We start from the raw sequence: 14,158 nt of genomic DNA on the forward strand, positions 1-14,158 counted from the left end.
TCAAATACTCAAATACTCAAATACTCAAATACTCAAATACTCAAATACTCAAATACTCAAATACTCAAATACTCAAAATTATTTTGAGGATCTGTAATAACCTTGTCAAATAAAAATGGTCTGTTATTAGAGTTCCTCTAATATATTCTGTTTAAGTAAGAAAAATATTGATTACGTTTCAGGTTGCAGTATTTTAGCCGAATCTTTTATAAACGAATCATTATCGCAACGATGATACTAATACTAGCTTGAGCTTGATTATCAAGGCAGATTTTCCTGCGTATAGCAGGATTTGTTCTAACTATTCAAACCATTTGCTTCATCTTTAAAGGTCTCTACAACGACAGAGAAAATGTCATCCCAAACTGCCTCATTTGCTAAAAAAGGATAGTCCTTAAGTAGCTTATTACTCTTAGTGCCTTTATTTTGTAGCATACTGCGAATGATTCTATCGGCATAGCTGTTGGGCATCTCAACAATCTCTTTTATCGCCAATCGTGCATAGTCATGCTTTCTTAGGTACTGTGACTCGTTATGCATCTCTTTTTCAATAACGTGAGCAATGAGTCCTGATAAGTACTGAACGTGAGGCGTTAGATCCATAAAGCGCCATGCAGGTTGAATGAGGTGAGTGTTTTCAAAATTTAAGTTTGAGCGAATACCATCAGGGTAAGTAACCGCCTGTTTATCAAAGCTGTAATGATCACGGATTTGCTCCATAAGTGGCACGGATACACGGTCTAAAATTTTATCATACGCATGACGGTCTGAGGGATGCTCAGCGATGGCTTGCGATATAGGTAGGATAATCGGCTCATGAATGACCTGGTCGCGTCTGAGTACATCGTTAATTAAGAAGCGATGTACTCGGCCATTGCCATCAGCCAGCGGATGAATATACACAAAAGCAAAGGAAGCAACCGCACTACGTATCAGTGCCGATTGTCCCTCGGTCTTTTCCATAAATGCCAGTAACCCTTTGAGCTTTTCAGCAATGTCATCAGCAGGTGGCGCGATATAGTGCACAATCTCTTTAAAGCCATTGACCTGAGTATGCGACACAAAAACTGGTGATTGACGGACACCATACTGCTGGATAACCGTTTTGCTGCCGAGTATCTCTTGTTGCAGCTCTGCTAGTGATTCAGGATCAAGCGGGATATCGCCCTTGCCGGTACGCCTTGCCATTACATCGGCGAAACGTTCAATACGTTTTAACTCTTTCCCTTCACCTTCTATAGTAAAACTGGCTTTACTCTCTCGTAATGTCATCCATACGGAGGCACGCATCAGTAAGTCTTGCCCAAATTCATCGTTCAGCTTGTCAACCATTGTGGCAATATCGAGTGCAGCGGCTTTCGTAAATGCCTCTGTTTTCACCAGTTGAGGACAGAAATGACGGGTTCCTGCAAGATTGTCATTGATACGCCAACGAGCATTCTTTATGACATGCGCAGGGCTTGAAGTAACCTGCTTCTTAGCATCTAAAGCGTCCACATAGTTACCGCCTAAATTACTCGGTACTGCTAACTGCTGACCCATGAGCCATTCATACAAGAAAGCCATTCTACGGGCATAGCTGCCTGTGGGCTCAGCGTTTACCCATGCTTGTACGTCATTAGCCCCTATCTGCTCAAACAAACGAGTCAGTAACTCTAAACTCAGTACTTCATGACGCATGTGAAACTGTAAGTGCGCAATAATTGTGTCCAGTGGCCGCGCAGTTTCCTGATAAGCGTTATGGATAACATCACCCTCTTTATAGGTTTGCCTGCGCCCACCGATACTACTGCTGACATATAAAGGGACAACCAGCTCGATGCTTGCATGACGGATAAGCCATGCTGCGCCAATAGGGTCTGAGGTAGGGGTGTTTATCATGAGTGGCTCAAGCGATTATAGATAAGCCATTTTGCAGAAAAGCGATTATGAATGCAAGATAATGGTTATTATCAAGCCTTACTGCATTAAATCGATTTTTATATGACGTTGTGATACCTGTAAATAAAGATCAAAAGGCGTATTGAGTGGATATAATGAGTTCAAATTGAATGAGGTAAATACACCGTTCTTAACATAGCTACGTAGTAATAGAGTACCCATTTCTGTAAATAATGCGGTAATCCCCCACATCAATACTTATCAAAAAAATACAGCAATTATAAGCATTACAACATTTTGGCAAACCTAATCGAAAGAAGGATTGCTAATAACAGAATTAGACCGATTATCCATAATGATTGTAAGAGAAATTTTTTATCATCCATAATTGAGACCATCCCAGATTCTGTGTAACTGACGTTTAGATTAAATACTTACACAAAATTTAGGAAGGTCTCCATTATTAAGCTTATATACCTATAGAATAGATAGTTCTAGCCAATATGGAGGTGTTTTTCCTTTAGAAGCTTGAGAACGTGGCTGAAGAATACGCAATTCATATTTACCTGAATATGGAAGCTTGTAATAACCTTGGTTATCTAGTTCAGAGGAATATTCTCCTACATTGACAGAATCTGATAAATTCTTATTAAATAAATAAGAATCTACATTCCCTCCCGTTGTTTTAACAGAAAGCTTTTGGTTCTTTTTGGCATAAAATGTATAGGAATCATACTTACTACCCTTTAATTTCCCATAATAGTTAGCTGAACTAGCGCCTTTTTTAAATTGAACATCAACAGTTTTAGCCACTGCATCTGAAGATGCGGCCATTACTGTAGGACTTACCATTAGAACAGGAAGCGCAATTAGAATAGCAGCAGTTAAGTTTTTCATATTTTAAACACTCAAACAGTAAAAAAACGATTTTATCTTACTCCACACTGTCAACCTTTATAGATATGTTATATTAGTATTACTAATATAGAGAGTACGTTGGTAAGTTACTGAATAAGGCCACCTGTAACGACCCTAACTTCTAGTTCTACCGTAAACCTACTTATGGTAGTAAAAACCTGAATTTCATCACGTAAACAAAGAGAACACTGCTAAATAGTGGTGTTCTCTTATTATATTTAAAGGAAAAATTATGCGTTCTTTGCTTCTAACGACAATGTGCTTAACGGGCAGCTTAGCTCTAGTGGCTTGTAATAACCATCGTGCCGACACCACGGATCTGAGTAAGCAGCCTACAATAGAAGTGCCGGTAGCGTCAGCGGCATTTACTGCTTTTGGAAACACCGCTAAAGAAAAAATTTGGCGAATAGTGATTGAAGGAAATGAGCTAAGTATAGAGGCGAATTTCTTAAAGCCAACGACAGCAACAGTTATCGTGGTGGGTTCTGGTTCTGTCAATACTGAAGGTGTCGAATACGCGAGTATTATCAATGGACAGCCTATTGTTGTGAATATAAAAAATAACCTTTGTATCGATGACAATGGCTATCAAAATGAACTTACTGCAATATTAACTTACGCAGGCGAAGTATATCAGGGTTGTGCCGTTGCCGGTGCAATAGAAATTGCGCCCACATAGAAGATAAGCCTAACCTATGAATAAACCATTGAAAAAATTTAGCCTAGTATTCTTACCATCATTTTTGTGGGTCGTATTAACTGGGCTAGGATTTGGCTCTCAAAGTCTATCTAATTTGATTGAAATTATAGGAATTTTTATAGTATCTGTGCTGTGTTTATTTATCCCAGAACGATTTATAAAATATCAACTCCTTCTTCTAATACTCTTAATAATCACTGCCTTAGTGCGTTTTTTAACCCCATATATACCGGAATAATATTAAACCAGTTGGCTATCTGAACCGCCCCGACTATATCGGAGAGCGTTTTATTTGAGTCAGGCAACTTTGCCTGACTCATTAAGACTATCATAATATTGCTTTTCAAACTCAAAAGGTGATACATAACCAATCGTACTATGCATTATCATATGAATTACCCGCGTTCCAACAAAGGTAATAACGCCAGAATCAGCCATCTGATCAGTATAACGAATAGATAAATACTGAACGCCTCTATCACTACGATGAATAACGTCTTTTGGGTTGTTTCTGTCTGCAATGGCTTGATTTAACGCTGCCATCATCATATCGATGTTCATACGATTAGACACCTTCCAGCCAACAATACTACGGACAAACACATCTATAATAAACGCAGTATACTAATAAGGTGTTAAAAGGAGCTAAAAATGAAACTCGCAGAAGCCCTACTTATTCGTAGCGATATGCAAAAAAAACTTGCTCAAATTAAAGGACGTATTCGTAGTAATGCTAAAGTTCAAGAAGGCGATACGCCAAATGAAGATCCAAGTCATCTAATGATTGAGGCTAGTCAAGTCATTACTGAGCTATCTACTTTGATTGAACGTATTCACCGTACCAATGCAGTTGCTAAGACGGATAAAGATCAATCAATGCTGACGCTATTGGTTGAACGCGAGGCGTTGGAGATGCGCCACAAACTATTAATTGAAGCAATTGAAGCGACTGACACTGAGGCAGATCGTTATAGTCATCGTGAAATTAAATGGAATATTATGGTCTCAGTAGCTGGGTTACAAAAGCAAGCCGATGACCTGGCGATGAAACTACGCAAAATTAATATTGTCATTCAAGCCAATAACTGGCAAATTAACCTTGTTGAATAAGATTTGTAGACTACTAAATTTATAATTTTCTATTCTTATAGTCATAAATGAATAGAACCACCTATTGGAACCGATTGGGCGAGTGTCAGACCCCTTACCTACACAACAGGGGGTTGAAAACATACTGTAGTGTTTGTCATGCGTTGCGGGTAGACGCTTTTTTTACTACTTATGCCCCGAACACGTCACAGCTCACAAGGTACTACTTAGACCTTACTACCAGATACTGACAGTCGGTTTCAACTTTACGTTTAATGCCTCTTGATACGCCGATTATCAAGAGCGTCATCTACGAGTACTACGCATTTACCAAACTCAACACCCCGTGTTAAACCTCTCTAATCCACGACTCCATTCAAGTCCTCACTAGGGTACCGAACCAGTGAAATCGGTTTATCATAGGCATACTTACAATAGATTATAGGCGTAATAATAGTACGCTTGAAGTGGTTTTACTGCATTAGTCTATTTTAAACGGTCTATCAATGGGCTTAAAGGGTGATATAGCTGTTTCCACTCGGGTATACCCGAAATGAATCAGTAACTTAATGCCAGATTGAGAAGCTTTTCCTAAAAACTGTGTAACTGCTTATAATCCAATAGCAGGAGAATAAGCAATGACTACTCAATCTGACATTAAAAAACTGGCTGAGCAAATGGCCAGCAGCATGAGCAGCTTAAAAGTTTGAGAAAAAGGTGTGTTATTTAAAGTCTTATCTACTACAGCTCCATAGCTATACTGGAAGTTATTTAACCTGCGCTGTTTCTAATAAACTGCCATCTTTATCGAATAAGCAGTCGACGATAATGAGCGGAGCCGCATCCAAACTATCTTCAGCGTAGTAATGTGTTATGACTTCAAAGTTACCATTATTTAATCGTCTGTAGTCTGTGTTTTTTCGTTTAATGTCCATAGACTTAAAGCCTTTAAGCATGGGCTGTACTGCTTTCTGGCACTTCGTTAGCAATGCAATCTTTGATGTTTTTTGAGCTTGTTCGAGTTCAGTATTTCTTTTTTTATCAAATGGGTTACTGCCATTTTGAATCCAAATATAAAATGCTGCAAATGTAATAATAGATAGTCCTGTCAGTGTCTCTTTTTTCATAATATGACTCGTTTAGCAATAATAGAATAAGATATTTACTAACATACAAGCATAGCTCAGTTATTCTTAAGGAGCATGTTAAAACAATAATTAACTGTTGAAAGCAATGGGTAAATGTTACTCCCGTTCTGGTTAGTTCAGCTTAGTATTATAAAATAGGGCTTAATGAAACATGGATACCTTAAATATCGTGTATCTCGTAGGAGCAGTATTAATTTTCGCCAGTATCATGGCAAGTACGTTATCGGCGCGTTTGGGTGTTCCACTTTTGCTATTGTTTTTAGTCGTCGGGATGCTTGCTGGTGAAGAAGGTATCTTGGGTATTGAATTTTCTCAATATGCGATAGCCAATTTTGTCGGACAAGCAGCCTTAGCCTGTATTTTGTTAGATGGCGGGTTGCGCACCTCTGTTAAATCATTCCGAGTTGGCTTAAAACCAGCCATCACACTGGCTACTTGGGGCGTACTTGCGACAGTCATGATACTGGGTGTATTCGTCACATGGCTGCTGGATGTCGATTGGCGCTTTGGCTTATTACTGGCAGCAATCGTGGGTTCAACCGATGCGGCAGCGGTATTTTCACTGTTGCGTAATGGCGGTGTTAAATTAAATGATCGTGTCCAAGCCACGCTTGAATTAGAGTCGGGCGCCAACGACCCTTTAGCGATTCTGTTAGTCACTGGATTGATTGCTTTAAATGTTGATCCTGCCGGACAGACAGCGCTAGGCTTCTTAGGCCTACTATTACAACAGCTTAGTTTTGGTTTAGGAATGGGCTTGTTCTTTGGCTATTTCCTATCTCGATTATTACCCAAGATACATTTGGCAGAAGGTATGTATGCCATTTTAATAATGTCGGCGGGTTTAGCAGTGTTTTCTGCCACTAACTTACTGGGCGGTAGTGGGTTTCTCGCGGTCTTTATCGCTGGTATTATGATTGGCAACCATAAGGTACGCTCAACTGAGCATGTCATGCGCGTGATGGACAGCTTTGCGTGGTTGTCGCAAGCGGTGTTATTTGTGGTATTGGGCCTATTGGTCACGCCATCGAACGTTCTTGAAGTTTGGCCTTATTCAGTGGCCATTGCTGCCTTTATGATTTTAGTGGCTCGTCCTATTGCAGTCTATACCAGTGTTTTACCGTTTAAATTTAAAAATAGAGAGATCGGCTTTATCTCTTGGGTCGGCTTACGTGGTGCGGTGCCCATTACCCTTGCCATGTTGCCAGTGATTGCAGGGGTGGACAATGCCTTTATGCTGTTTGATATCGCTTTTGGGGTGGTGGTCTTATCGTTGGTGTTACAAGGGACGACCATTCCTTTTATGGCCAATCTGTTTAAGGTGCGTATTCCTAACAATAAGGGCCCAAAAGAAGAGCATGAAGTGTGGGTGTCAGATAGAGCAAGTATTACGTTGTATGAATTTGAAGTAAAGTTAGGCGCGTTTGCAATTGGTCGTCATCCGAGGGATATATCTACACGTATCAGCTCTGAAGGAATCCATGTTTTTGCCTTGGTGCGTGGTCAGCAAATCTTGGCAATTAATGAAAAGACTAAGCTCAAATTTGGCGATAGCGTATGGTATGCCATGAGTGGCGATTATGCCGATCAGATTGCGACTGTCTTTAATGACACTACGTTAGACCGTAGAGCCATCGATGATTTTTATGGCGATTGGATGCTATCGCCGAGTGTCAAACTTAAAGATGTGCCTTTCTTTACCGATAGGATGAAATTCGAATCTCTAGAAGATACCCTGAACACGAAAAATATGTGGGAACAAACGGTTGCTGAATATATTAAGGATAGCTTAAAGATGGCACCCGTAGCAGGCGATACGGTTGTGATTAATAAGGAGTGGTTATTAGTCATTAAAGAAGTTGACGGCCAAGGAAGACTGAGAACGATTGGACTAAAACAACTAGAAAAGCCAGCAGTGGCATAGTATCTATTATTATTAGACATAATATGGACTATTAGCTGAAAGGCAACCATTTAAGACAATTAATAGTCCTGCGAACATTGTCCATTTTAGGTAACTTATTAGCTCAAATTATGGTCTGTTTTACTGGTCTCGCTAGGGTATACCCAAAATAGCAAAATTTTATTTGTGAGAGGAATTCGCATTTTTCTAAGTAAGGCTAATACAGAAGCTAAACTACGTAGCATAATTCTATTTAATCAGTGTCTTATGCTTAGAATTATTATCAATATATGTTATTTTAGTAGCCAAAGCATAAAAAACACAGTGACAATTCTGCATATAGTTAAGTCTTTATAAAATCGATACAGCCCATATCATGAAACAGTTTAGGTAGATTATTCTCCATCCATCCTTGGCGTAGAAACTTAGCCTGTGCCCATTTTTTCTCGATAGGGTTTAGATCAGGGCTGTACGGCGGCAGCCATAAAATACGATGACCATGTCTATTAAGTAGCTTTTGAATACGCTTACTCTTATGAAATCGAGCATTATCCATGACAATCACGCATTTAGTTTTAAGACTTGGGATTAGCGTGTATTTGCACCAGTGGTAGAATATGCTGCTGTTAATATTGTGTTCAAAGTAATCAAGCGCAAATAGCATTTTTTCATAGAGAGCTCCGATGACATTAGTACGTCTCGAAGCTTGCCAGTTGTAGCTATCGATACAGGGTTTACCAATCGGTGCATAGCCATGAGAACGAATGGTTTCAGCCTCAAAGCCGCTTTCATCCATATAGACAATGGGATAGCCTTGCTGCGTAAAGCGATCAAGCCTACTCTGGAATATCGCTCTTCTTATCGGACACGCTTTTGGATGTTCCAAGGTCTTTTTTTTGACTGATACCAAGACGCTTTAAAGCATTAAAGATGCCCGTTTTACTACAGTTCAAGCGACGAGCTCTTTCATAGTTATAATCATCTGGGTATCTTTTTACGTCTTCAATCAATGCGTCATCAGGTATTTTAGTCGGTGCTTTATTTCTGGTTGTTTTAGGCGCTAATTTCTTCTGCCAGCTGTGAATGGTGCTGATGCTAAGTCCATAAAATAGCGCAGCTTCTCGTATGGTCATACCATCAGTGATGCTAGAAAGTACCTGTTTGCGATAGTCTATTGAATAAGTCATCGTTTATTTCATTAAATGCAATTGTTAATAGGGTTGTATCGGTTTTATTTGGATTAGACTATACACACTTTTTAGGAAAGGCTCTCAAACTCAAAAGGCGATACATAGCCCAATGCACTGTGTATACGCTTTTTATTGAACCAATCTACTCAATTCAATGTCGTAAGTTGTACATTAGCTAAACCTTGCCAACCTGCTTTTAAATATTCAATCACCTCTGTTTTGTATAACCTATGCCCTGTTTCAGCCAAAGCATTATCAAGGCCTGGTTATATATTTTTTCTTATGTTATCAAGCCAAGCTTGCATACTTGGTGTAAGCAAGCGATGACGGCGCCAAGCCATGACAAGCTCCCATTTTAACTGAGGTTGGGTGAGTGGCAAGCAGACTAATCCTGTTAAATCCAACTTTTGAGTATAATATTGAGGCAAAAGAGTCACGCCCATATCCTGTTTTACCATGTCAAGAAGCAAGTGCCACTGATTGGTTTGGCAAATAATATTAGGTTCAAAACCTAGTGATTGACAGTTTTCTATAATCATCGGAGTAAATGATGAATTGGAGGTAAATAAAATTAGGGGTGCATTTGATAGTGACTTAAGTGTTACCTTGGTTTTTTGCTTACCCATACGGTTTTTATTTGCTACGACCACCACTGGATAGCAACATATCGACAAGTAGTCAAAATCATCGTCAATCGGCTTCATCAATGTTGCCACATCAAGTTGCCCCTCTAGAAGGGCCTGCTTAAGTGACTCAGCACCATCTTCGATAAGTGAAGTTTCTATACTAGGATGCATTTGATAAAAGTTAAAAATAGCTTTGCTTAGTATTTCACTGCCTAACGGTGAAATCCCCAAACGCAATTTACCACCTATTAATTGCTGATAATCTACTACTGTTTGTTCAAGATTATCTGCCTTTTGTAAGATATCAACTGCTTGAATATAGAGGTGTTCGCCAATTTCCGTTAAATTAACTAGCCGCTTTTTTCTATGAGTCAAAGGCTTATCAAACAGAGCTACGCCTAAATATTCTTCAAGATTACTGATAGATTTGGTAACGGTGGGTTGGGTTAAATTGAGTTGAATACTGGCTTGAAGAAACCCACCTGTTTTTACGACTGTCACAAAGCAGCGTAATTGTTTCAAAGTTATCATAAATAATAAACCATGGTTAGGAGGGATAATGAAATTTATTATAGGAATTGGGAATAAAAATAAAAATATAATTCATAATTTATGACTAGGGTATTTTTATAATAAGTAGTCTCTAATCAACAAACAACAATTATTATGCGTAATCCTAATATTCGCTTATCCCTACCCTTTGTAGCTGAAAAAAAACTTAAACTTCAACAGTTCTGTCGCCAATCATGGCTTCATGTCCTTATGCAATGCGCTATTATCGCAGCTGTCTGGTATTGTGCTGCGATATTGGTTGAGTTATTGCATCTGCCCGTATCCTCAGGCGTCTTAGGAGTATTTTTAATGCTGATCTTATTAATGAGTGGTGCTATCAAGGTTAACTGGGTCAGACTGGGGGCAAAATTTGTTTTGGGTGAGTTAGTATTAATGTTTATCCCACTTATGATGTCAATACTTCAATACAAGGCGCTATTTATCAGTAAGGGCTGGCAATTAATGCTGACAATTATCTTAAGTACCGCGATGGTGATGTTAAGCTCAGCATTAACTTTTATTATGGTGCACCGTTTGCAACGTAGATTGTATCGACATCAGATTCATAAAGCCCAATTAAACCTAAGAAATAATGATAATGCGTGAGGATTTACAATGAATGTCTGGTCAATCCTTTGTCTCATTTGGACATTAGCTGCTTATTATATGGCTAAAGTAATCTATGTGCGCTATCGAAAATCTTGGCTAAACCCAGCTATCACGGTTCCAGTAATAACGCTTTCATTAATGATTATCTTTAATATCTCTTATGATACTTATTGGAAGGATACAGCTTGGATTGTGCAGTTACTTGCCCCCGCAACGGTTGCGTTTGCTATACCTATTTATGAATATCGTCGTTTAATACGTCAACATGCTTTGTCTTTGACCGCTTCTATAACTGTTGGGATGATAGTGGGGGTCTTGAGCATATATATATTTGCTGTGTTATTCCATTTTGATAAGACCTTGACCTATAGTTTGATGGCCCGTTCAATATCGACACCATTTGCGTTAGACTTATCTGAAAAAATTCACGGATCTTCCTCTTTAGTTTCATTGTTTACTTTGATTACAGGGATGGTGGGAATGATTTTAGGGGATATGATTTTGACTTTTTTTCGTATTCGCTCCCATCTTGCAAATGGAATCGCATTTGGTAATGCATCACACGGTTTTGGTACAGCCCGGGCAAGTCAGCGCAATGAGGACGAGGGCGTTATAGCCAGTTTAACAATGATTTTAGCGGGATTATTTATGATATTCTTAGGTCCTTCATTAATACATGGCGTAATGTTATTTGGGCAAGTTTAAACAAATATATATAGAGACCCTAATCCATATTAAGAATAGATATAATAACAGCCATTATCACTAACAGATAAACAATAAAAAAACGTATGAATTTCCGTTTTCTTTCTAAAGTTAATTCGACTTTAACTAAATGTAATGAGCTTTATTCCTTTTAAATTTCAACCTATTAACTTATCTTATTTAAGATCAAATAAAAATAAATGACTGAACCGCCCCGACTATATCGGAGAGTTGATTGCTTGAGTCAGGCAACTTTGTCTGACTCAGTAAGACTATCATAGTATCGTCTCTCAAACTCAAAAGGCGATACATAACCAATCGTACTATGAATGCGAGTTTTGTTAGACCAATCGACCCATTCAAGGGTTGCTAATTCAACCTCACTCACACCTTGCCACTGCTGTTTTAAATATTCAATCACCTCTGTTTTATAAAGCCCGTTAACCGTTTCAGCTAACGCATTATCGTATGAATCACCCGTCGTACCAACAGATGCAATGACGCTAGAATTAGCCATTTTCTCAGTATAGCGAATGGATAAGTACTGAACGCCGCGATCACTATGATGAATCACATCTTTTGGGTTATTTCTGTCTGCAATGGCTTGGTTTAACGCTGCCATCACCATATCAGTATTCATACGATTAGACACCTTCCAGCCAACAATACAGCGGGCAAATACGTCAATGATGAAGGCGGTATATACCCAGCCCCGGAAAGTCTTGATATAAGTGAGGTCTGAACCGTCCCTATTTTTTCATACTCTCTCAGAACGCCGTTTCTCCGAAAAACCTGAGGCGGTTCAGATAGTTTTTTTGATAGAGTATGACACTGCCAAAGCGATCTGAATTACTTAAACCAATTGATTGTATCAGTGCCTAAAAATTTTACGAAAATCTTATCAAAGGACTAGACAAAAAAATGCCTCTGGGAGTTGACTCCCAGAGGCATTTAGTTTTAAATGTAGATAACGGTTACAGTGTGCGTCAACACGCTGTAACGAACAAATAAGCATACGCAGTGCGTTATTTGAACAGCATTAAATGCCCGTTTAGGGTCATTTTATCCAAAATCTGCTTTCATATCAACTCTATTTGCTATACATTTTAAAAACTGCTTGTTCGCTCGTTACATCCTCGTGCTGCTCTCTCTGTACCCGTTACCCGTCAAATGGGTGGCAGGCCTCGGTGACGACTGCGTTTGACATAAGGGTGAGCTCCCTACAGGGGTTACTAGACAAAGGATCAGAGCAACGCAATGAGTGGTTACTTGTGCATATCGTAGCGGTATATTGGGCGAACGCCCTTGCTAGCGTATGACAGCACAGTAGCGGTTATGAGCGTGTCTAGGCGGTGCTATCAGCCGTAATCATAACAGCCGTAGCTTGATACAGTGATACGGTCTTGATGATGCGATGGGCGATGAAGTCGGCATGACTAATCACATCAAATCCAAGGAATACCCTAAAGCATTTGTGAGTATTTTTATTATACTCATAACTGCTTTAGGGTGAGTGTTCCTTGAAATCTGCTCAAGGCTCCAAAATCAGCATAAATTTACTTAGGCTAATTTAAGTAGTATATAGCCCACTAGGCTATATACTATAAGAGTCCAGAGAAAAATTTAGAATATTTATTATACAACCATCATTTATTCAGTGAGTCGATATTGTCATGGTTGATTCATAAGCTTAGTGTAAATAGAACGGGATTGACTTATTTATTGTTAATAGGCCTCTATTACTAAGTTTAACTGATGCTTTTAGTGTTAATTGTCTCTCGCATCTTTTCAATCTCTGCAGTCAATGAGCTACTCTTTTCCTGTTCTGATTGATAGTTAACTGAAAGCTCATTATATTGCTCAATTAAAGCAGTGTGCTCAGTACTAAGCAAAGTTTTCTCATGATTTAATGTGTTGTGTTGCTTAACAAGCAGCTGATGATCTGCTTCAAGCTTAGCTTGCTTTTGAGTCAGCTGCTCATTGATCCCTAATAACTTATTACGTTCAGCGGTTATCGCTTTTAATTCTCCTTTTACCTCTGCTGTAATGTTCATTATTTGGTTGTGCTCAGTAGTCACTGTTTTTAGCTCAATCTTGACTGCTTCAAGCTCTGTCTTCACACGTGTGATCTCTGCTTTATCGCTATTAGCATTGGCTTCAAGCGTGGCCACCTTCGATATGTTGGCACTCAGCTCTTTTGATTGCTGATCAAAACTGCTACGCAGGTCACCAAGTTGGGCCTGAGCTGCCGCTGTTTTAGCTCGTTCAAGTTCTAGCTGGTGCTGAGTATCACTGAGTGTCTGTGTCAGCATATCCCGTTCAGCAGTCACTTGAGCTGCGGTGATAGCCGTTGCCTCTGCAGTTGCTGTGACCTCATCGAGCTGTTCTAACAAATCAGTCTGCTCACTCTCTAGTGTCTTAACCGCCTCTTGTGCCTCGTCTGTCTCAGCTTGAGATTTGGCCTTAATACTCTCTAGAGCTTCCCGTTCTTTAACCAGACGATCATTGGCAATATCAATGGCCGTCTGCCACATATCCGCACCAAGCGTTTGTAAGCGTTCAGCAATGCCACTTGGTAGCTCAACCTGTCTTAGCTGCTCTTCTTGTTGGTTATCCTGACGCCAAGACTTCATGGCTTCACTGATGGTCGTGAATGATCCACCACCCAGCGCCTTACGCACTTCGGCTAAAGTAGGTTTGATACCTTGTTCGTGCAGTTGATCAGCGGTAGCATGAATTTGCTGAGTAGTAATGGCCATAATTATTGTCCTTAATTTTGTATGAGTAAATATGTAGCGTTTGTATTATGTTGTATGTAGTATAATATAATATACAAC

Annotated in this window: 12 protein-coding genes and 3 pseudogenes; 5 read left to right on the forward strand and 10 right to left on the reverse strand. The window is 39.4% G+C overall.

Annotated features, from left to right (window positions below):
* Window positions 1–297 precede the first annotated feature (297 nt).
* Window positions 298–1,881: a Fic family protein gene (locus JMX48_RS13480; protein WP_193007321.1), complete on the reverse strand. Its 1,584-nt coding sequence runs from the start codon at window positions 1,879–1,881 to the stop codon at window positions 298–300.
* A 477-nt stretch (window positions 1,882–2,358) separates the two neighbouring features.
* A complete protein-coding gene (locus JMX48_RS13485; RefSeq protein WP_062846051.1) occupies window positions 2,359–2,778 on the reverse strand; it encodes a PPC domain-containing protein in 420 nt (139 codons plus the stop codon).
* Between the two features lie 253 nt (window positions 2,779–3,031).
* Here JMX48_RS13485 and JMX48_RS13490 point away from each other — a divergent pair, with 253 nt between their 5' ends.
* Entirely contained in the window at window positions 3,032–3,478 is a 447-nt protein-coding gene (locus tag JMX48_RS13490; protein ID WP_201538659.1) for a hypothetical protein, read from the forward strand.
* Window positions 3,479–3,939: 461 nt separating this feature from the next.
* Here the strand turns inward: JMX48_RS13490 and JMX48_RS14270 are convergent.
* A pseudogene (locus JMX48_RS14270) lies at window positions 3,940–4,123 on the reverse strand (DDE-type integrase/transposase/recombinase); the annotation flags it as partial.
* Window positions 4,124–4,150: 27 nt separating this feature from the next.
* On the opposite strand from JMX48_RS14270, the gene JMX48_RS13500 reads away from it, so the two are divergent.
* A complete protein-coding gene (locus tag JMX48_RS13500; protein WP_025651570.1) occupies window positions 4,151–4,609 on the forward strand; it encodes a DIP1984 family protein in 459 nt (152 codons plus the stop codon).
* Between the two features lie 746 nt (window positions 4,610–5,355).
* Here JMX48_RS13500 and JMX48_RS13505 read toward each other — a convergent pair.
* Window positions 5,356–5,715, reverse strand: coding sequence for a hypothetical protein (locus tag JMX48_RS13505; protein ID WP_144297953.1), 360 nt, complete (start codon window positions 5,713–5,715; stop codon window positions 5,356–5,358).
* Between the two features lie 172 nt (window positions 5,716–5,887).
* Here JMX48_RS13505 and JMX48_RS13510 point away from each other — a divergent pair, with 172 nt between their 5' ends.
* The gene (locus tag JMX48_RS13510) at window positions 5,888–7,660 is read left to right on the forward strand and encodes a potassium/proton antiporter (protein ID WP_201538661.1); all 1,773 of its coding nucleotides are present in this window, start codon (window positions 5,888–5,890) and stop codon (window positions 7,658–7,660) included.
* Window positions 7,661–7,982: 322 nt separating this feature from the next.
* Here JMX48_RS13510 and JMX48_RS14135 read toward each other — a convergent pair whose 3' ends face one another.
* The 4 genes and pseudogenes from JMX48_RS14135 to JMX48_RS13525 all read right to left on the reverse strand — a co-directional run bounded on the left by JMX48_RS14135 (window position 7,983) and on the right by JMX48_RS13525 (window position 9,986).
* Entirely contained in the window at window positions 7,983–8,525 is a 543-nt protein-coding gene (locus tag JMX48_RS14135) for an IS630 family transposase (RefSeq protein ID WP_413786374.1), read from the reverse strand.
* A complete protein-coding gene (locus tag JMX48_RS14140; protein ID WP_227688043.1) occupies window positions 8,476–8,826 on the reverse strand; it encodes an IS630 transposase-related protein in 351 nt (116 codons plus the stop codon). The genes JMX48_RS14135 and JMX48_RS14140 overlap by 50 nt, the downstream gene beginning before the upstream one ends.
* 71 nt (window positions 8,827–8,897) lie before the next feature.
* Window positions 8,898–9,086: pseudogene (locus JMX48_RS13520) on the reverse strand (integrase core domain-containing protein); the annotation flags it as partial.
* 9 nt (window positions 9,087–9,095) lie between these two features.
* Window positions 9,096–9,986: a LysR family transcriptional regulator gene (locus JMX48_RS13525; protein WP_068406606.1), complete on the reverse strand. Its 891-nt coding sequence runs from the start codon at window positions 9,984–9,986 to the stop codon at window positions 9,096–9,098.
* Between the two features lie 135 nt (window positions 9,987–10,121).
* On the opposite strand from JMX48_RS13525, the gene JMX48_RS13530 reads away from it, so the two are divergent.
* Both JMX48_RS13530 and JMX48_RS13535 read left to right on the forward strand, forming a co-directional pair.
* The gene (locus tag JMX48_RS13530) at window positions 10,122–10,613 is read left to right on the forward strand and encodes a CidA/LrgA family protein (protein ID WP_201538663.1); all 492 of its coding nucleotides are present in this window, start codon (window positions 10,122–10,124) and stop codon (window positions 10,611–10,613) included.
* A 9-nt stretch (window positions 10,614–10,622) separates the two neighbouring features.
* A complete protein-coding gene (locus JMX48_RS13535) occupies window positions 10,623–11,321 on the forward strand; it encodes an LrgB family protein (RefSeq protein ID WP_201538665.1) in 699 nt (232 codons plus the stop codon).
* 244 nt (window positions 11,322–11,565) lie between these two features.
* On the opposite strand, the pseudogene JMX48_RS13540 reads toward JMX48_RS13535, so the two are convergent.
* Together JMX48_RS13540 and JMX48_RS13545 are read right to left on the reverse strand one after the other, a co-directional pair.
* Window positions 11,566–12,063: pseudogene (locus JMX48_RS13540) on the reverse strand (IS3 family transposase); the annotation flags it as partial.
* Between the two features lie 1,006 nt (window positions 12,064–13,069).
* Entirely contained in the window at window positions 13,070–14,080 is a 1,011-nt protein-coding gene (locus JMX48_RS13545; RefSeq protein ID WP_201538667.1) for a DNA-binding protein, read from the reverse strand.
* Window positions 14,081–14,158 lie beyond the last annotated feature (78 nt).

It is taken from the genome of Psychrobacter immobilis (assembly GCF_904846225.1).
Taxonomy (GTDB): Bacteria; Pseudomonadota; Gammaproteobacteria; order Pseudomonadales; family Moraxellaceae; genus Psychrobacter; species Psychrobacter immobilis_F.